The following is a 20,257-nucleotide window of genomic DNA, read 5'->3' on the forward strand; positions in this document are numbered from 1 at the left end:
TCACCGCCTCGCCTGGACCGCGCGCCGCGGTCGCGGTCGGTCCGAAGTGGGCTCGTCGAAGCGCGGAACCCGGAAGCCCAGCACGAGGTTCGTGCCGTCACCCTCGTTCCAGCGCTCCCGCTCCAGCCCGTCGTCGAACACCAGGCAGCCGCCCTCCGGCCAGGAACGGGTGCGGTCGCCGACCCTGATCCCGCTGCCCGCCGTGACCACGGCGGCGAACTCGACCCGCAGGAACGCGTTGCTAGGACCGCACGCCGGTGCCGAGCGCGACGAAGCACGCAGGGACCACAGCTCGACCACCGCGCCGGGGAAGAGCAGGGCTTCGGGGATGTCGTCGAGAGCCGCCCTGGTGACGGGCACCTCCACGGCGGCGGCGGTCCACGCGCCGTCCCGGTAGAGCACCAGCGGCTCGGCTCCGTCGTCCAGACCCCTGGTCCCGAACACCGCGCTCAGTTCGGCGGCGATCACCCGGTGCCGGTCAACCAGATGAGCGGCGAACCACAGGTCCTCCACGTCGTGCTCGGCCACCACCGGCAGGTCCGGGTGGTACTCGGCCGGACGGTGCAGGGGCGAGGCCCACAAACCTTGGCGCACCGCCAGATCAGCACACTGAGCCGCGGCCTCGTGCTGTGCGGCGGCGTGCAGCTCGTCGATGAGCGCGCGGTAGTGCTCGCGGACCCGGTCGCCCGAGTCGTCGGTCAGCTCCACCCGCTCGCCCTGCCGTCCTCGCGCCACGCGGGCCGCGAGCTTGGCGACTTCGGCAACCCGCTCAGATTCGGTGCGCAGGAACAGCGCGTGGTCGGCGAAGGACTTCTCCCTCGTCATGCGGTGCCGCTGGTAGGTCTGGTCGAACGTGGCCTTGTAGTCCTGGTAGTGCCGGTGCTCCACGAAGATCCCGGACACCGCGAACAGCCGCTCCAGCCGCTCCGCAAGGTCGAAGACCCACTGCTCGACCTCCCACTGCTGGAAGATCGTCGGCACGAAGTAGCCGAGGGTCTCGTACCAGGCCCTGCTCACGATCGGGAAGTCCCGGCCGCCACCGGGGTACTGCGCGGCGTCGAAGTACAGGCACAGCACGGAGTCGCCGTGCAGCGCCGTCAGCTCGGCCACCCGCCGGTCGAGGGCGACGTCCCAGCCGTGGTCCACGTAGAGCTGGTCGTCGTTGGCCATCATCAGGAAGTCGCCCTCGGCCTGCTCGGCGAGGTGGTTCCACGCGGCGGCCACGCCGATCGACGGCCCGACGTGCAGGGCGCACCGGGCGAGCGCGCCGTAGCGCTGCCGGGCGTGGGCGAACAGCTCCCGGTACTCGGGCAGGGCCGGATCGTCGTCGTCGACGTAGCACAGCACCTCGACCCGGCCGGGTGCCGCGGCGGTCCGGTGCACGCTGCGCAGGAACTCGGCCAGGCCGGCCACGCGGTTCCTGGTCGGGCACAACAGGGACAGCGACTGCGTGCCGGCGGGAACGGCCGCGGAGCGCCGGGCGAAGGTGAGCTTGGTCCACAGCCGCCGGGGCTCCAGCCGCAGGGCATAGGCCAGCTCCTGCCGCACCCGGATGCTGCCGTTCAGCACGCCGAGGACCCGGCTGTGGCCTTCTCCGTTGTCGCGCAGCGCGGCGGTGACCACGTCCTGCAGCTTCGCGTTGCGATACCGGGGGAAGTGGCCCAGCAGCAACCTGCCCAGGGCGAGCGCACCGTTCATCGTCTTGTCGCGCTTGGGTTTCACTGTGTGACCCGCTCTCCGACACGGGTCTCGGCGACCTGGCCCTCGATCCAGCGGTAGGTGCGGCGAAGCCCGTCGTCGAGCGCGGTGCCCGGCTGCCAGCCGAGCAGCTCGCGGCACAACGCGTTGTCCGAAACCCGGCCCAGCGGCCCGACCGGCCTGTCCGACCGATAGCGCGGGGTGATCTCCTTGCCGGCGACGTGCGCGATCCTGGCGACCAGGTCACCGATGCTGACCCGTTCCTCGGACCCGATGTTCACCGGCTGGTCCACTGTGGACTCCGCGAGCCGGAGCAGGCCGGTGACGCAGTCGTCGACATAGCAGTAGGACCTGGTCTGGGTGCCGTCACCCCACACCTCGATCTCGCCGCGGTCCCCCGGCACCGCGGCGACCTTGCCGCAAAGCATCGACAGGGACTTCGCGCGCAGACCGGCGTAGCTGCCCATCGGCCCGTAGATGGCGTGCAGCCGGGCCACCTTGATGTCCATGCCGTAGGTCTTGCGATAGGTCTCGCACAAGATCTCGGTGGTGAGCTTCTCCCAGCCGTACTGCATGTCCGGCTCCGCGGGGAACACCGGCGTCTCGCGCAGCGGGGCGCTGTCCGGCGACCGCTGGAGGGACTCGGGGTAGACGCAGGCCGACGAGGTGTAGACGACCGTGCGCACGCCTTCCGCGCGGCACGCTTCCACGGTGTTGACCGAGATCAGCAGGTTGTCGTGCAGGATCTCGGCCGGTGCGGCGTGCGTCCACCCGATCCCGCCCATGTTGGCCGCCAGGGCGAAGACGACGTCCGCCCCGGCGACCGCCTCGGCGCAGAGTTCCCGCTCACGGAGGTCGGCCACCAGGAACTGGTCGGCTTCGCTCCGCTCGTACTCGGGGTGGCGGATGTCCACACCGCGCACCTGCGCGTTCGGGTACCGGGCGCGCACCGCCCGGACCAGATGTCCTCCCACGAACCCACCGGCACCGGTCACCACGATCAACGTCATGCGCTTTCCCCCGTGTCCGTAGCTCCGGCTCGACCGGGCGAGCCCATCGCCTGCCGCCGTGCGCTGACCAGCTGCCGGCCCGCCGTCTCCTGGCGAGCGCGGAACGACCGTTCCCTGTGCTGCTGCAACCGTTCCGCGAGCAGGGTCCGCAGCTGGGACGGCGGCTGCTCCGGTTCGGCGGTCAACGCGACCAGGCAGGCGACGAGCGCGTCGAGCAGGCCCGCCACCTCCGCGGCGTCGAGCCGGGTCGGGTCGTGACGGGCTCGTACCAGCAGTTCCGCCCCCGGCACCACTTCCAGCACCAGCGGGTAACCCTCGTCGACCACGGTGCGCACGTCGCTGATCGCCAGCGGTCCCGAGGTCTCCTCGGTCACCGTCGCGGGGAAGTTCTCGACGACCACGATCGTGTCGAACAGGGTGTCGCGGTGGTGCAGGCCGACGGCGCGGGTGATGCCGGAGAGCGGGACGTACCCGTGCTCGCGCATCTCGGCCAGGCGGTCCTGCAGCTCGCGCAGCCAGGGCAGGGCCGTCCCGTCCACCGCGGAGCGCACCCGCAGCGGCACGGTGTTGATGAGCAGGCCGATCAGCTCCGTCGCCCCGGGGAGCGTCGGAGGACGACCGGAGACCGTGACCCCGAAGACGACGTCGTCGCTGCCGCACACCTCCGACAGCAACAGCGCCCATGCGCCGTAAACCGCCGTGCTCACGGTGAGACCGTTGCCGCGGCACAGTGCGTTCAGCTCCGCCGACCGGTCCGCGGACAGGGTCACCGCGACCTCACCGCCGCGTGGCGCGATGACCTGGCCCCGCACGCATCCGGGCCCGGCGATCCTCGTCGCCCCCCGCAGCCCGAGGAACTGCCGGTTCCAGAACTCGTCGGCGGCGGTGCGGTCCTGCTCGCCCAGCCAGGTCAGGTAGTCGGACATGCCGGGACGCCGGGGCAGGTGGGGTTCGACGCCCGCGACCAGTGCCTCGTAGGTCGCCAGGACGTCCGCGAGCACCAACTGCTGGGACCAGCCGTCGAGGACGAGGTGGTGATGCGTCCACACGCACCGGTGCTCCAAGTCGGACTCGCGCACCAGGGTCAGCCGGAACAGCGGCACCTGACCGAGGTCGAAGCCTCGTTCGCGGTCCCGGTCCAGGTGGTCCACCATCGCCGCGTCCCGGTCCGGACCGCTGCGGTCCCGCCAGTCGAGGAGGTGAACGTCCGGTACGACGCCGTCAACGACCACTTGGTGCGGCCGGTCGCGGTGGGCCCAGTCGAACGACACCCTCAACGCCGGTGTCGCGGCCACCACGGCGCTCCAGGCCGCGCGGAACGCCTCGACGTCCAGTTCCCCGGTCAGCGAGCAGGCCGCCTGGACCACGTACGCGCCAGGACTGCTGCCGCCGACCGAGTGGTAGAGCATCCCCTCCTGCATCGGGCTGAGCGGGTAATCGGTCGCCTGTGGACCGATGACGGCCGCCGCCGGGGCGCCGATGCCCGCACGTTCCGCCACGGCACGCACGGTGGCCAGACCGAAGAGGTCCTGGGCGGAGATCCGCAGCCCGGCCATCTCCAGCTTCGCCACGATCACGATGGCGTGCACGGAGTCCCCGCCCAGGGCGAAGTAGTCGTCGTCGAGCCCGACCTCGTCCAGGTCGAGGACCTCTCGCCAGATCTCGGCGACGGTCCGCTCGGCATCGGTGCGCGGCGCCGGCCGGTCCGCCTCCGCGGCACCGTCGGCCAGCCACTGCGCCAGCAGCTCGCGCTTGGTCTCGGACAACCGCGCGATGCGCGGGTCGGGCTCGGTCATCGCGACCCTCCAGGCTTCTCCGGCCGCGTGCGTGCCATCCGCAGCAGCCGGGCCGCCTCCTCGTCGGTCAGCAGTTCGATCCGGTCCATCAGCCGATCCCGGCGTTCCGGTCGCGCGGTCAGCGCAGCGTGGTCGACCTTCCCGTTGGCGGTGAGAGGTAAGGCGGCCAGCCATCGCAGCTCGGCCGGGACCAGGCGGGCGGGCAGCCGTCGCCGGAGCCAGTCACGCAGCTCCGGGACCGCCGCCGTGCCGCACCAGCAGGCGATCAGCCGGGGAGTGCCCGCGAGGGTGTCCCCGAGCACGACCGCGGCGCCGGTCACGGCGGGGTGCGAGGTGAGCGCGTGCTCGATCTCACCGAGGTCCACGCGGTAGCCGCGCAGTTTGACCTGCCGGTCGGCGCGTCCGCGGAAGACGAGTGTGCCTCCTGGCAACTGGTGGACCAGGTCGCCCGTGCGGTAGCGCCGGTCACCTGACCGGTCCGGGTCGGGCACGAACACCGCGGCGGTGGCCGCCGGCTGACCGAGGTAGCCCCTGGTGACCCCGGGCCCGCCGACCGCGAGCTCGCCCCGCGGTCCGTCCGGCGCGTCCAGGATCGTCGCCGAAGTGCCCGCGATCGGCACGCCGATCGGCACCGGCCCGTCCCCCGGCACTCCCACCTCGTGCACGGAGCAGCCCACCACGGTCTCGGTCGGGCCGTATTCGTTGAACAGCAAGGCATCCGGCATGACCGACCGCGCCGCGGCGACCTGTCTGCCGTCCAGCTGCTCGCCCCCCACCACCACGGTGAGCCCGCTGAGCACGCGGCGTCGCGCGCTGAGATGGCCCGCCACCGCGACCAGGTGCGACGGGGTGATCTTCACCAGCGTGTGGTGGCCGCCTGCCAGTGCCGTGCTCAGGTTCGTGACGTCCGTACCGGGCAGCAGATGTGCCGTGCCCCCGGCGGTCAGCGGCGCGAGCAGGCTCGTGACGGTGAGGTCGAAGGCCGGTGACGAATGCACCGGGGCGAACGTCTTCTCGGTGATGCCGTAAGCGGGTGCGCACCAGCGCAGGTAGTTGACCAGGCCTTGGTGGTGGACGCCGACGAGCTTCGGCTGACCGGTGGAACCTGACGTGGCCAGGACGCAGACCAGGTTTGTTCCGCGCAGCCGCGGGCGTCGCAACCCGCTCCCGGACGTGGCGCTCGTCCTCAACACCGCTTCCGGCGCGACGCCCTCGGGTACCGACACGCCCTCGGGCAGCACCACCAGTGCCGCACCCGCTTCGGCGAGCACGGCGGCCACCCGCTCCGGCGGGGTCTCCGGGTCGATCGACAGATGAGCCGCGCCTGCGCGGAGGACCGCCAGCAGCGCGACCACGTAGTCCACGCTGCGCTCTGCCCACAGCCCGACAACGGTGTCCGGGCCGACGGAGAACGCTTGCAGCGCCTCAGCGAGCTTCGCCGACGCCGTCCACAGGCCCCGATAGCTGAGGTGCTTCCTGCCTTCCACCAACGCGGTCCGGGCCGGCCCACGGCGCACGGCGGCTTCGACCAGCTCGTGCACCGCGAGTTCTGGAGCGGGTTCCGGAGCAGCTTCGACAGGCGTGCGGGTTTTCCCTTCCCAGTCCGACGAAGCCCCGTGGGGACGCCGCGCCGCAGCCTCGAGCGCGGTCACGAACAGCTTGCCGACCTCCTGCACCTGCTCCGCCGGGACCTTGGCCGGGTCCGCTTCCAAGAGCAGTCGCAGCCGGCCGGATCCGGCGTCGATGTTGAAGTGCGCCGTCAACGGCACGTAGGTCTGGTCGGGGGCCTGCAGGTCCGAAATCCGCAGTCCGTCCACGGTGGACACTTCGCGGTAGAGGTGGAAGTGGGTGAAGACGAACAGCGTGTCGAACAACGCCCCGGCGCCGAACTCGCGGTTCAGGGCGACCAGCGGGTAGCGGCGGTGCGGCGAGATCCGGCCCTCGGCGGCGTACGCGGAACGGGCGAGGTCCGCCCAGCTCGCGTCGCTGAACACGGTGACGCGCAACGGGAGGATGTTGTTGAACACCCCGACCACGCGGTCGCCGTCCCGGCGTTCTGGCCGGCCGTTGGTCTCCAGACCGGTGATGGTGTCCTCAGCACCGGTCAACGCACGCACCACGCGCAGGTGCACGCCGAGAAGGACGTGCTTGAGCCCGACACCCAACTCGCCTCCGAGCGCGGAGAGAGCGTCCCGCACGCCGTCGTCGACCTCCAGGACGGTGCGCTGCTGCAGAGCCGGCCGCGGTGCGGGCTTGATCGACCGCTGCGGCAAGGTGGACGGTTCGGCGCTGTGCAGTTCCGCCGCCCAGAACGCGTGGTCTTCCGGCGAACGCATCGCCGCGCGCTCCAGTGCGACGAAGTCGGCGTATCCGGTCCGCAGCGGCACCGGGCGCCAGGTCTCACCGCGAACAGCCGCCCGGTACGCGTGCAACACCTCGGTGAGCACCAGCGCGGTGCACCAGCCGTCGAGCGCGAAACTGCTGACGGTGAGCCGGAATCCGGCACCGAGGTCGTGTGCTGTGAACCGCACGAGCGGGCCGTGGTCGAGGTCGAAGTGCCGTTTGCGCTCGGCGGCCATCCACGCGGAGAACCGTTCCTCACGGGCCTGGTGGACGCTCAGGTCCACCACCTCGAGGGGCAGGCGGGGCACGTCGCCCCACACGAGCTGCACCGGTTCCGCCTGACTGGTGAGGTCGAAGGACGAACGCAGGTAAGGGTGGCGGGCCAGCACCAGGCGAACGGCCTGCGCCAGCGCGGAGGAAACCAACGTAGCGGCGACCGCGACGCTGGTCACGTACACCTCGTAGGCGGGGTCGTTGTCCCCGTGCGCCAGCAACGCGCGCTGCGCCATCGAGACCGGGTACGCGTCCGTCAATCCGCTGCGCCCAGCGAGCTCCGGGCACAGCGCGAACGGGGCCAGGGTCGTGTCCTCCGCCTCGGCGGTGCCCGGTCGGTTGTCGAGATGTGCGGCCAAGGACGCGACGGTCGGGTAAGCCATCAGCTCGGCCACGGTAAAGCCCGCCCCGGCTTCTCGCGCTGTCGCCGCGATCGCGATCGCGAGGATCGAGTCGCCGCCGAGGGTGAAGAAGCCGGTGTCCACGTCGATCTCGGACCTGCCCAGGTGGGCGGACCACAGCTCGGCGAGCCTGCGCTCGGTCCGCGTTCGCGGCGGGCTCGTCCGCTGCTCCGGATCGGCTTCGGGGACAGGCAGGGCCCGGTGGTCCAGCTTGCCGCTCCGCGTGATCGGCAAGGCCTCGATCGGCACGATCCGGGCAGGCACCGACCGGGAGGGCACCAGCCGTCGCAGCCGCTCACGCAGCTCGGCCGGAGCGGGCGCGTCCGGCCCGCAGACGTAGCCGATCAGCCTGCCGTCGCGCACCACCGCCGCCGCGTCGGTCACCCCGGGCTGCGCGCGCAGCGCCTCGGCGACCTCGCCGAGCTCGACCCGCTGCCCGCCGAGCTTCACCTGCTGGTCGGTGCGGCCGAGGAACACCAGCGCACCGTCCGGCCGGCGCCGTGCCCGGTCGCCGGTGCGGTACAGCCGACCGCCCGTCCCACCGGGATCGGGCAGGAACGCCGCCGCCGTCTTGGCCAGGTCCGCCACATAGCAGGTCGCGAGCCCGGTGCCACCGAGGAACAGCTCCCCCGCGATCGGCCTCGGCACGGGACGGAGCCGCCGGTCGAGCACCTGGACCGACGTGTTGCTGATCGGCAGGCCGATCGGCACCGGCCCGTCCTCGGTCGGCGCGCAATCCCAAGCGGTGACGTCGACGGAAGCCTCGGTGGGACCGTAGAGGTTGTGCAGCTCGGCGCTGAAGAGCTCGAAGAACCGGTCCCTGGTGGCGGAGGGCAGCGTCTCGCCGCTGCACAGCACCCGGCGCAGCGGCGAGGCCACCGTGCCCAGGCGAGCTGCCTCGGCGAGGAACGGCGTGAGCATGCTCGGCACGAAGTGGGTGGTGCTGATCGCGGCACGGGTTATCAGCGCCGCCAGTCCACGCGGGTCGCGGTGCAGGCCGGGCGGTGCGAGCACCACGGTCCCGCCGGCGATCAGCGGCCAGCACAGTTCCCACCAGGAGACGTCGAAGCTGACCGGGGTCTTGTGCAACACGCGCTCGCCCGGAGCAAGCCGGAAGTGTTCCTGCATCCAGCGCAGCCGGTTGACGATGCCGCGATGCGGCACCAGCACACCCTTGGGGGCGCCGGTCGATCCTGAGGTGTAAAGCAGGTACGCGGGCTGTTCCGGGTGAACCGGTGCCGAGTACCCGCCGCCGGACCGCCGCGCTAGCGCCGTGGTGTCCAGGCGCCGGACGGGCAGAGCGACGCCTTCTTCGCCCGGCACGTCGTTCCCGGTGAGCAGGAACCGAGTCCCGCTGTCCTCCAGCATCACGGCATGACGTCGTGCCGGGTCGTCCGGGTCGAGCGGCAGCACGGCGCACCCGGCGTGCAGCACCGCGAGATAGGCGATCGGCAACGCGACACCACGCTCGTGCAACACCGCGACGGGTTCACCCGGCAACGCGCCGAGCGCGCGCAGTTCGGCGGCAATCCCGGTCGCGGCCCGGTGCAACGCGGAGTGGCTGAGCGTGCCGTCCGCCGCGACCACGGCTGTCACGTCGGGGTGGGTGCGTGCGGCTTCCGCCGTCAGGCGGTGAAGTCCGCCGAGGTCCTGCCAGTCCCGCGAAGGTCCGGCCTCGGCAACCGTGCCGTTGTCCCGCAACGGGATCGCGTCCACCGGTTGTGCCGGATCCGTCACCAGCGCGCGCAGCAGCTCGGTGAGATGTGCGGACATCCCGGCCACCGTGGTCCGGTCGAACAAAGCTGTGCGGTACTCCCAGCACCCGGTCAGCTCGTCGCCCAGCTGCGCCATGCTCAGGCTCAGGTCGAGCTGCGACCACCGGCGGGCGACGCCGACCGGCGTGGCGGTCGCCGCGCCGAACCCGACGCGGTCCGCAGATCCCTGTGCCAGCGCGAAGGTTCCGCCACGGCGTTCGCCGTACTCCTGCTGCAGCACGAACTGGCTCTGCACCAGGGTGGCGCGGTCGGCGTCCCGTTCCGGCGCCAGTTCGGCGATCATGCGCCGGAACGGGTACCGGCCGTGGCCGGTGGTGTCGCGCAGCAGTTCCCCGGAGTCGGCGAGCAGGGCGTCGAACGACGTCTCCCCCGAACACCGGGAGCGGAGCGGGACCGCCCGGACGAAGTAGCCGACGGCATCGGCCAGTGCGGCGGAGTCCCGCCCGGCCAGCAGCGTGCCCAGCACCAGGTCAGTCTGGCCGGTGTAGCGGTGGAGCAGCGCCCGGTAGGCGGTGAGCAGGACGGTGAACAGCGTGCAGGACCGTTGCCTCGCGAACGCCCGGAGATCACGCACCAGCTCGGCGGGCAGCCGGAACTCCTCGGTCGCGCCGCGGAAGTCGCGGTGCTGGGGCCGGGGGCGATCAGTGGGGAGCTCGAGGTCCGGCGGTGCCTCCGCGAGCGTGCGGTGCCAGAAGTCCCGATCCCAGGCGTGGGACGGGGACTGCAAGTAGGCCGTCGCCTCTGCCAGCACGACGGCGTGCGGGTTGCTGACGGGCTTGCGCGGAGTGGTGCCCGCTTCGTAGGAAGCGCGCAGCTCGTCGAGCACCACCAAGAACGACCACAGGTCCATCACGAGGTGGTGCGCGGCCAGCACGAGCAGATGCGTGCGTTCGTCCCGGCGCACCAGTGTCGCCGCGAACGGCGGTGCCTCGGTCAGGTCGAACGGTCGCTCCGCGAGTTCGAGCAGGCGAGCGGCCAGTTCGTCGTCCGTGTCCGCGGTCGCGTCAACGACCCGCAGGCCGGGTCCGGTCCGGTCCACTCGGCACCACGGGCGGCCCTGCTCCACCGGGAAGCTGGTCCGCAATGCGGGGTGCCGCGCGACGAGGGCGTCCAATGCCCGGCCCAGAACCGCGACGTCCAGAGGCCCGTCGATCCGAAGAACCCGGGAAAGGACGTAGGCCGCGCCGTGAGGATCGAGCTCGTGCTCGAACCACAAGGCTTGCTGTCCCTCGCTGAGCGGCAGCAGGCCGTGCTCCGGCGAGACGTCGTGAGGCTCGAAGACGGTCCCGGTCTCCTCAGCGGCCAGGATCATCGCGGCGATGTCGTCCGGGCTCGCCTGGTCGGCGAGCGTGGTGGCACCGAGGTCCACCCCGTAGCGCCGCTGCACCAGGTGCCGCAGCTCGACGGCGCTCAACGAGTCCAGACCAAGCCGCATCAGGGGTTCGCCCAGACGCGGTGACTCCTCAGCGGCTCCGGCCAAGGCCGCGGCGGTCCGCCCGATCGCGGACGCCAGTGCCGGCCCGCGCGCCCCTGGCTCGAGTGCTGCGATCTCCGCCCGGTCGGGCAGGTCCGGAACGGTGGCCCGGCTGGTGCTGACCACGCCGAGCACGCGGAGCTCGCCGTTCAGGTACAGCTCGCGGCACCGTTGCCTGCGCACCTTCCCGCTGGTCGTCTTCGGGATGCCGCCCTTGGCGACGAACACCACGTGCCGGGTCTCGACGCCGTGCCGGTCAGCAATCGCCTGCCTCACCCGCGCGGCGATCGCGTCGAGGTCGTGCTCAGTCTTCGGCGAGGCGAGCTCGTAGCACAGCACCACGCTTTCGACGCTGTCGACGTCCACCGAGATGGCTGCGCCGCAGGACGGTCGCAGCGCCGGTTCCGCCCGTTCCGCGGTGTGCTCCAGGTCCTGCGGGAGGTGGTTCTCGCCGCGGATGACGATGACGTCCTTGCTACGCCCGGTGATGTAGAGCCCGCCGTCGAGGAGGACGCCGAGATCACCGGTCCGCAGATGGGACCGGCCGGGCATGTTCGCGAGGCGCGCGCCGAAGGTCTTCGCGGTCTCCTCCGGCCGGTTCCAGTACCCGGCCGCGATGCTCGCTCCCCGCAGCCAGACCTCACCGATGCGGCCGGCGGGAACCGGGGTGAGGGTCGCCGGGTCGACGATCTCCACCTCGGTCCCGGGAACCGCGTCTCCGCAACTGACCAGCGTGGTGCCCGGCTCGTTCGCTGCGACCGGGGTGAGTTCTCCTCGGCGGAGTGCGGCCGGGTCGGCGCGGACCGTGGTGGGCGCTTCGGTCGCCGGCGTCGACGCCACGATCAGGGTGGCCTCGGCCAGGCCGTAGCAGGGGAAGTGGGCGGTCGGGGCGAACCCCGCAGAACGAAAGCCCTCGGTGAAACGGCGGAGCGTCTCGTGCCGGACCGGTTCCGCGCCGTTGTAGGCCACGGCCCAGCCGGACAGGTCCAGCTCGGCGCGGTCCCGCTCGCTGATCCGCGCCAGGCACAGCTCGTAGGCGAAGTTGGGACCACCGCTGACGCGCGCGCTGTAGCGTTCGACAGCCCGCAGCCAGGCGAGCGGCGAGCGGAGGAACGCCTCCGGTGGCATCAACACGGACCGCGATCCCAGGTACAGCGGCTGGAGGACGTTCGCGATCAGCCCCATGTCGTGGAACAGGGGCAGCCAGCCTACGAAGTTGGCGTCCCGGTCGTTGCCGCAGGCGACCTGGATCGCGTGCTCGTTGGCGAGGATGTTGGCGTGCGTGACCAGCACTCCACTCGGTGTCCTGGTGGAGCCCGAGGTGTACTGGAGGAACGCGACAGCGTCCTGCCCGGCACCGGGGTGCTCCCACTCCCCAGCCGCGCTGTCCGGCACGTCCCGGACGTGAAGCCGGGGCAGCCCGGCCAACGACTCGGCGCTGTTGGCCGGGTCGCACAACACCAGCACGGGCGTGGCGTCCGTGCGGATGGCGGCGAGCCGTTCCGCGCCGGCGCCGCCCCGTCCAGAGTCGCAGGGCACCGCGACGGCACCCGCGTACAGGCAGCCGAGAAATGATTCGACGTACTCCATGCTCGACGGGTAGGCGATCAACACCCGCTCGCCGCGGCACCCCCTGGCCGCCAGCTCCGCGGCGACCGCCCTGGCCCGTCGATCAATGCCATTGAAGTCGTGGCTTGTCGACTCGGTCACGCCGTCGGCGAGGAAGAGGTAGGCGGGGCGTCCGGGATTCGTTCCCGCGTGCCGCCTGGCAATGTCGACGATGGTGTCGTGGCGGTGGTCGGCGTGACCGCTCGCGCGGCTCGCCCCGGTCTGCGTGCTCATGCAGGCTCCTCCCGCGGCGAGGTCGCGTTCTCGGCCAGTTCGAGGGCCTCCCGGACCAGGTCGCGGTGGCGCACTGCGCGCATCCGGTCCACGGTCGCGGCCAGTGCCGCGATGTCCGGCGCCTGGTAGACGGTCCGCACCGGCAGGTCGATGCCGAACGTGGTGACCAACTGGAAGTGGAACTGGGTGACCAGGAGGGAGTCCCCGCCGAGGTCGAAGAAGTTGTCGTGGGCGCCGATGCCGGTGGCGCTGGACCAGCCGAGCACCTCGGCGATCAGGTCGCCGATGGTCACCTCGGTCCGCGACGCGACCGGCCGGCCGGATGACCGGTCCGGCGGCGGCACCGGCAACGCCCGCAAGTCGTACTTCCCGTTCCTGGTCAACGGAAGCTCGTCCACCACCAGCGTGCGGGCCGGTACCAGATGACGCGGCAGCGTGGTGGACAGGAACGCCCGTACCGCTGTGGTGGACAGATCTGTCGTCGCAGTTTCGGGTTCGGCCACCAGGTAGGCGACCAGTTGCTGCCGATCGCCGATGCCGTGCGGGACCACCAAGCAGTCCCGCACGCCGGGGTGAGTCAGAACGGCGGCTTCCACCTCACCGGGTTCGACGCGGTAGCCGCGCAGCGAGATCTGCTTGTCCCTGCGGCCCAGGTAGTCCAGGTCGCCGGGCAGCAACCTGGCGAGGTCCCCGGAGTGGTACCTGCGGGCGCCCGGGTGGTGTGGTGCGGGCCGGAACCGGTCAGCGGTCAACCCCGGGCGGCCCAGATAGCCCCGCGTCAGACCGGCCCCGCTCACGACGAGTTCACCCTGTCCCCCGGCAGCCCGCGGGTTCCCGTCTTCGTCCACCACGTCGATCCGCTGGCCGGGGACCGCCTGGCCCAGCGGGCTCGCCACAGGGCCGGTCACGTCAGCCGGGCTCAGGTGGCGCGCGGTGACGTGAACCGTGGTCTCGGTGATTCCGAACATGTTCACCAGCGCCGGCGCACGCCCGCCGTAACTGCCGAACCACGGCGCGAGCTTCCCCACCTCGCAGGACTCCCCGCCCAGAACAACCGCCTCCAGAGGTGTCCTGTCCGGATGGGACCGCACCGCGGTGGGCAACAGGGCACGGAAGGCGCCCGGTGTCTGGCTCAACACGCTGACCTGCTCGGTCATCACGGTCTGCCACAGTTCGTCCGGAGCGCGGACCACCCCCGGCGGCACGATCACCAGTCGCGCGCCGTTCGTGAGAGCTCCCCAGATCTCCCAGGCGGAGAAGTCGAACGCCGGGGAGTGGAGCACGGCCCAGGTGTGTCGTCCCCCTGCTGCCTCCGGCACCGCTGCCCGGCACCCCGACAGGACCGACACGATGTTGCGGTGGCTGACCAGCACCCCCTTCTGACCGCCGGTCGACCCCGACGTGAAGATCACGTAGGCCAGGTTGTCCTGGTGCACCCGCCTCGTGGCCGGGCGAGCCGCCCCGCGGCGTCGGAGATGGTCGAGGAAGAGGAACTCGGCGCGAGATTCCGGACTGTTGAGCACGGCCCGCTTGGTCACCACCAGCTTCAGGCCCGCTTCTGCCGTGAGTTCGGCCCGCCGCAGCGGTGGGTCTGCCGGGTCCATCGGAACGTACGCCGCTCCGGTCTTGAGAATCGCCAGCATGCCCACGACCAGGTCGATCGAGGGTTCGACGCACAGCCCGACCAGCGTGTCCCGGCCAACGCCCCGATCGGCCAGTGCCGACGCGAGCACGTTCGCGCGGGTGTCGAGCTGCCGGTAGGTGATCTGGGCGCGATCGTCAGTGATCGCGACCGCGTCCGGCTGGTCGGCCGCAACCCGTTCGAACTCGAGGTGGAGCAGACCGGTTCCGACCGGGACCTCACCGGGAGCGTCCGTCGGAACCGGAGTGGTCCACCCGATCCGCGACAACGGCAGGTCCGGCGCCGTCCCCGCCGTCTCCAGCGCGACCACCGTCCTCGCCAGGACCTCGGCCGCGGTCGCGGGATGGACCCTGGCCTGGTCGAACTCCAGTTCCAGCGCCAGGCCGAGATCGTCGGCGCCGGGTGTCATGGTCATGGCGAGGGGGAACTTCGCCGCGACCGGCGGAGAAGCCAGCACGGTCGCGGTCAGCCCCGGCAGCGTGATCCGGGACGCTGGAGTGTTCTGGTAGGCGAGGACGGCTTGCACCAGAGGGGTGTCCACGAACGAGCGATCAGGGCGCAGCGCGTCGACGATCCGCTCGAAGGGGACCTCCTGGTCCTCCAGCCCTTGACGGACGACCGCGGCCACCCGCTCGAGCAGGTGCGCGAAGTCGGTGGCGCCGGACAGGTCGACGCGCAGCGGCAGGAGGTTCACGAAACAACCGATCAGGTGGTCGAGCTCGCGCCGGGTACGCCCCGCGACGGGAGCGCCGACCACCACGTCGTGCTGCCCGGACAAGCTGCTCAGCGCCAGCACGAACGCGCTGAGCAGGACCGGGAACAGCGTCGTCCGCTGACGGACGGCCAACCGGCGGAGCTGTCCGGTCAGCGCTTCACCGATCCGGGCGCTCGTCGAGCCCGCGAGGCCATCCGGCTCCGTGCCCTGCGGGCGGCCCAACAGGTTCAGCTGTGCGGGCGCGCCGTCGAGTGCGGAGGTCCACCGGGCGAGCCGCTCACCGAAGTCGGGCGCTGTGGCCCGCTGTCGTTGCCAGGCGGCGAAGTCGCCGTACTGGACCGGAAGGGGGGCCAGGTCCGCGCGGCTCCCGGCGGCGTGTGCGCGGTACAGCTCGACGAGGTCGGACAGCAGCACTCCCAACGACCACCCGTCACTGGCGATGTGGTGCCGCACCAGGACCAGGTCGTGGTCCTCGGGTCCCCGCCGGACGAGTACCGACCTCATCACCGGCCCGGTCTCGAGGTCGAACGGGCGAGCGGTCAGCGCCGCCGCGATCCGACCACTCGCCACCGTCGCCTCGGGGACAGGCCGACCCGAGAGATCCACCAGAGGCAGGACCGGTGCTGCGGTTGGCCACACCTCGGCGGTCGGTGCACCGTCCACAACGGGGTACCGGGTGCGCAGGACGGCGTGCCTGCGCACGAGATCGCGCAACGCCGTGCGCAAGGCGGGAACCACGAGTGCGCCGCTCAACCGCAGGTGCAACGTGGCGTGGTACGCACTGGAACCGGGGTGGAAGCGGTGCACCAGCCACAACCGCTCCTGGGCGAACGACAGCGGCGGTGTGCTGTCGGACATCGGAACGACTCCCGCGGCAGCACGCAGCTCTCGCAGGATCTCGGGCTTGCGCGCCACGATCTCCGCGCGCAGTTCGGCGGTGAGCACCGTGCGGGGCGCGGTGCACCGGAGATCGTCGGCGTCCGCCGTCACGGTGATGCCCCTACGGCGCAGGTCCGCCAGAAACTCCACGGTGCTCGCGGGGGTGTTCACAGGAGCACCTCCTCCTCGTCGATTCGTTCGTCGCCTCCGCGCCCACCCGTGCCGTGCTCGATCGCCGCGGCCAGACTCGAGATGGTCGGCGTCTCGAACAACTGGGCCATGGACAGTTCGAACCCGTACCGTTCCCGGACGGCGGACAGCAGCCGGAGCGCGACCAGCGAGTCGCCACCGAGTTCGAAGAAGTTGTCGTCCGCGCCGATCGGGTCGTCGCCGAGCACCGCCGCCCAGCAGACGGCCACACCCCGTTCGACCGCCGTGGCGGGCTCCCGGTACGCGGAGGACAGCGCGGCCCTGTCCCGCCGGGATCGGGCGATCCGCAGTCCTGCGACCGCGGCGCGATGATCGTCGGTGCTGAACGCCTCGTGCCGGGCCAGCAGCGCTCCAAGATCCAGGGTGCAGACCAGCACCCTGGGCGACCGGTTGCCCGCGAGGATCCGGGCGAACAGCTCGGTCCCCTCGGACCGGCTGATCGCACCGAGGAGGTCGTCGTCGGGCGCTAGGTGCTCGGGCGCGTCGGAGGCCGCGACGTACCGCTCGACCATTTTCGGGTGGACCGTGCCCCACATGCCGGCTTCGTCGTGCCAGTCGGTCCAGGCGATCGACACGGTCAGGCCGGGCCGCCGGGTCGCACGGTGAGCGGCGAACGCGTCCAGGAAGTCGTTGCCGGCGACGTAGCCCACCTCGCCGAACTTCAGCTTGTGCAGGACGCTGCCGATCGAGGAGCACAGCACGAAGAAGTCGAGCTGCCGGTCGGCGAGGATCGTGTCCAGCACGACCGGGCCGAGCACCTTCGACGCCATTGCCTCGTCGGTGGCGTGGCGGTTCCGCCGCTGGATGAGGCCTGCGGTGTCCGGAGCGCCTGCGGCGTGCACCACCCCGGTGATCGGACCGAACCTGCTCTCCGCCTCGGCGACCACCTCCCGCATCCGGGTCTCGTCGGCCACGTCGGCTCGCCGGACGAGCAGTTCGGCGCCGCTCGCGGTGAGCGCGGCCAGCCGTTCAGCCAGCCGCTCGGCGTGCTCGTCCGCAGGGCGCGCCACGTGATCCCCCGGTTCGGGGAACGGTGTGCGCCGGGTCAGCACCAGCGCACGCGCGGTGGGTGCGAGATATTCGGCGACGCTCAGCCCGATGCCGCCGAGCCCGCCGCAGATCAGGTAGACGCCACCGGGTTCCGGTGTGCGTGCCGCGGGACCGAACGGCAGCGGGTGGTAGTCGCGCTCGAACCGCTGCTGTCCGCGGTAGGCGACCTCAGTGGGCGACGCGGGGTCCAGCAGTTCGGCCACGATCCGGTCCGCCAGGCCGGCGCCCGCAGCGTCGACGTCGATCGCCGTGGCCGACACGCGGGGCAGTTCTCGGGGGATCACCTTGATCGCAGAGGCCACGGTCGCGTGTTCCGGGTGCGCCAGGTCGCCCAGCACGGCTTGCGCACCCCTGGTGACCGACACCAGCCGCACCGGCTCGGTGCCCGTGCCGGCACCGATGGCCTGGGCCAGGTGCAGCAGGCTGTGCAGCCCGGTGAGCTGGCCCTCGCGAACCGTCTCGAGATCGAGGGGGCGGTCCATCCCTGTGGCTTCGAACGGCCACAAATGCACGATCAGTTGCGGTGCCCGGTCCTGTGCGGCCAGGTCGGCGAGCAGTTCGCGGTACCGCTGTTGATCAGTGCCCCAGGCCGGGTCCGCCTGGGCGAACACCGTGCGGACGCCCAGCGCGTCCAGCCGCGAAGCCACCTCCTGGCCGAGTGCTCCGTCCGACAACAGCAGGCAGGTCGCACCGTCCCGGCGACGTGTGGCCGGGGCCGGGGCTGCGTGACGCCAGCCGGGCTGATGAGTCCAGTCGGCGGGGTCCGTGCGGCGCTCCGGCTGCTGCTCGGCGTCAGCGGTGGTGACGACGGAGGCACCGGGCACAGGACCTGCGACCGCCGGCTCCGGCAGCAGTGCCGCCAGCCGTCCCCGCTCGGCTTCGCCAGGAGCCTCGATCCAGTAGCTCACGTGCTGGAAGGGATATCCCGGCACGGGCGTGCGCAGCGGGCGCTGCGGGCGGTGGAACTCGGTCCAGTCCACCGGGCAACCGCGAGCCCACAAGGCCCCCACGGCCCGCACCACGTGCTCGGTCTCCTGCTCGGGACGCGGGTTCTGCTCGGCCGAAGGCAGGCAGCTACCGGCGAACACCGTGCGCGGGCCGAGCCTGCGCGCGGCCAGCCTGCCCAGCCCGGTTCCCGGACCGAGTTCGACGAGTGCGGCCGGCGCCACCTCGGCAAGCCGCTGCACCGCGGCGTCGAAGAGCACCGGACGGCGCATCTGGGCGAGCCAGTACTCGGGGCCGGCCACATCGGCCGGATCGGCCCAGTCACCGGTCACGGTGGACAGGAACGGCAAGTGCGGGGTGTGGAACTCCGCCTCGGACAGCGCGGGCCGGAACAGGTCCAGGACCTGGTCGACAGCTTCGGAGTGGCCGGCTCCCCGCATCGGCAGCATCGTGGTCCGCAGGCCGTCGGCGGTCAGCCGGGCGGCGAACTCCTCCACCGCGTGGACGGCGCCGGAGACCACGCACCGGTCGTGGGCGTTGATCGCGGCCAGCGCAAGACCGTCGTCCAGGATCGGCCGCAGCTCGTCCGCCCCGAGGGGTACGGCCAGCATCCGGCCTTCCGGGAGCGCGCACTGCGCCTTGGAGCGAGCTACGACCAGGCGGAGCGCGGTGGGTAGTGAGAACACCCCGGCCACCGTGGCGGCGACGTACTCACCGAGGCTGTGCCCGACCATGCCGACCGGCTCGACACCCCACTCGATCAGCGTCTGAGCCAGCGCGTAGCTCACCGCGAACCCGGCGGTCTGGTCCGCAGGAGTCCCGGTCGGAACGTGGAGCAGCGCGTGCAGGTCCACCGCGTCCTCGGCCAGCAGCCGCGCGCACTCGTCGAGGTGACGCCGGAACGCCGGTTCGCCGGTGGACAGGCCGGTTGCCATCCCCAGGTAACCGCTGCCCTGTCCGGAGAACAGGAACGCGGCTCGCGCGTCGCCGACGATCGGCGTGGGTGCCGCCGGTGTGCGCAGCGCAGATGCGGCGGCCGCACCGGAGGAGGCCACCACGACACGTCGATGACGGTGTGCCCGCCTGCTCACGAGCGTCGCCGAGACGTCGGCGAGGTCGAGATCGGGCTCGTGCAACAACCAGTCGGCCAGCTCGGTCCCCGCCTGGTCGAGTGCCTCCGCCGACCGCGCCGACAGCAGCAGCGGCTGGACCTGGCGCCGTTCAGCGTCTGCGGCTCGTGCGGCGGGCGGCTGTTCGAGCACCACGTGTGCGTTCGTGCCGCCGACGCCGAACGAGCTCACCCCGGCCCGCCGGGGTGAGCCCCCCACCGGCCATGGGGACGTTGTCGCGCTGACGTAGAACGGCGACCGCGCGAAGTCGATGGCCGGATTGGGTTCCTCGAAGTGCAGGCTGGCCGGAAGCACACCGTCGCGCACCGCTCCGACGGCTTTGATCAAGCCCGCGATGCCCGCTGCCGCGTCGAGGTGCCCGACGTTGGTCTTCACGGAGCCGAGTGCGCAGAAGCCGGTGCGGTCCGTGGTGGTGCGGAACGCGGCGGTCAGCGCCTCCACCTCGATCGGGTCCCCGATCGTCGTGCCCGTGCCGTGGGCTTCGACGTACCCGATGCTGTCGGCCGTGATCCCGGCGGCGGCGTGCGCCTCGACGATCGCGTCGCGCTGCCCGCGGACGCTCGGTGCGGTGTAGCCCGTCTTGTGCCCGCCGTCGTTGTTCACCGCGGACCCGAGCAGCACCGCGTGCACCCGGTCACCGTCCCGCTGCGCGTCCGCCAGTCGCTTGAGCAGGACCAGACCGACGCCGCTGGCGCCGACCGTGCCCGAGGAAGATCGGTCGAACGCCGCACACCGGCCGTCCGCCGAGTAGTAGCTGCCCTCTGTACGCACATACCCCTGGGCCTGCGGCACCTGGATGGAGACGCCGCCCGCCACGGCCATATCGCACTCGAAGGACTGCAGGCTGCGCGCGGCGAGGTGCACGGCGACCAGGGAGGAGGAGCACGCCGAACCGACGGAGACGCTGGGGCCGGTCAGGCCCAGCTTGTAGGAGATCGTGGTGGCCGCGAAGTCCTTGTCGTTGTGCATGAGCAGCGGGAATCCTCCGAGATCCCGCACCAGGCCGTCGTTCGGAAGCAGGTTGCGCACCAGGTACGAGCTGAGCGCGGAGGAGAAGAACACCCCGATCGGGTC

Annotated in this window: 6 protein-coding genes (1 of these 6 running past the window's edge); all 6 read right to left on the minus strand. The window is 71.7% G+C overall.

What is annotated here, in order from left to right:
- Tightly spaced (each overlapping or abutting the next), the 6 genes in view from BMW88_RS37405 to BMW88_RS37430 form a layout consistent with a single transcriptional unit that may run on beyond the window.
- The gene (locus BMW88_RS37405; RefSeq protein ID WP_089960760.1) at window positions 1–1,722 is read right to left on the minus strand and encodes an aspartyl/asparaginyl beta-hydroxylase domain-containing protein; all 1,722 of its coding nucleotides are present in this window, start codon (window positions 1,720–1,722) and stop codon (window positions 1–3) included.
- Window positions 1,719–2,708 (minus strand): NAD-dependent epimerase/dehydratase family protein, encoded by a 990-nt coding sequence (locus BMW88_RS37410; RefSeq protein ID WP_089960762.1) that lies wholly within the window; start codon window positions 2,706–2,708, stop codon window positions 1,719–1,721. The genes BMW88_RS37405 and BMW88_RS37410 overlap by 4 nt, the downstream gene beginning before the upstream one ends.
- Window positions 2,705–4,504, minus strand: coding sequence for a condensation domain-containing protein (locus tag BMW88_RS37415; RefSeq protein ID WP_177221606.1), 1,800 nt, complete (start codon window positions 4,502–4,504; stop codon window positions 2,705–2,707). Before BMW88_RS37415 ends, BMW88_RS37410 begins: the two co-directional genes overlap by 4 nt.
- The gene (locus BMW88_RS37420; RefSeq protein ID WP_089960768.1) at window positions 4,501–12,612 is read right to left on the minus strand and encodes a non-ribosomal peptide synthetase; all 8,112 of its coding nucleotides are present in this window, start codon (window positions 12,610–12,612) and stop codon (window positions 4,501–4,503) included. Before BMW88_RS37420 ends, BMW88_RS37415 begins: the two co-directional genes overlap by 4 nt.
- Window positions 12,609–16,019 (minus strand): non-ribosomal peptide synthetase, encoded by a 3,411-nt coding sequence (locus tag BMW88_RS37425; RefSeq protein ID WP_089960772.1) that lies wholly within the window; start codon window positions 16,017–16,019, stop codon window positions 12,609–12,611. Before BMW88_RS37425 ends, BMW88_RS37420 begins: the two co-directional genes overlap by 4 nt.
- Window positions 16,016–20,257, minus strand: partial view of a type I polyketide synthase gene (locus BMW88_RS37430; protein WP_089960775.1) — the 3' portion only. It continues 333 nt past the right edge of the window; the window shows 4,242 of its 4,575 coding nt (coding positions 334–4,575); its start codon lies beyond the right edge, outside the window — the gene reads right to left on this strand; its stop codon occupies window positions 16,016–16,018. Before BMW88_RS37430 ends, BMW88_RS37425 begins: the two co-directional genes overlap by 4 nt.

The sequence above is a fragment of the Lentzea xinjiangensis genome (genome assembly GCF_900110955.1).
In the GTDB taxonomy this organism is placed as follows: domain Bacteria; phylum Actinomycetota; class Actinomycetes; order Mycobacteriales; family Pseudonocardiaceae; genus Lentzea; species Lentzea xinjiangensis.

Coding starts and splice junctions, on each gene's coding strand:
- BMW88_RS37410 (WP_089960762.1), bottom strand. CDS start 2,708: ATGACGTTGATCGTGGTGACCGGTGCCGGTGGGTTCGTGGGAGGACAT.
- BMW88_RS37415 (WP_177221606.1), bottom strand. CDS start 4,504: ATGACCGAGCCCGACCCGCGCATCGCGCGGTTGTCCGAGACCAAGCGC.
- BMW88_RS37420 (WP_089960768.1), bottom strand. CDS start 12,612: ATGAGCACGCAGACCGGGGCGAGCCGCGCGAGCGGTCACGCCGACCAC.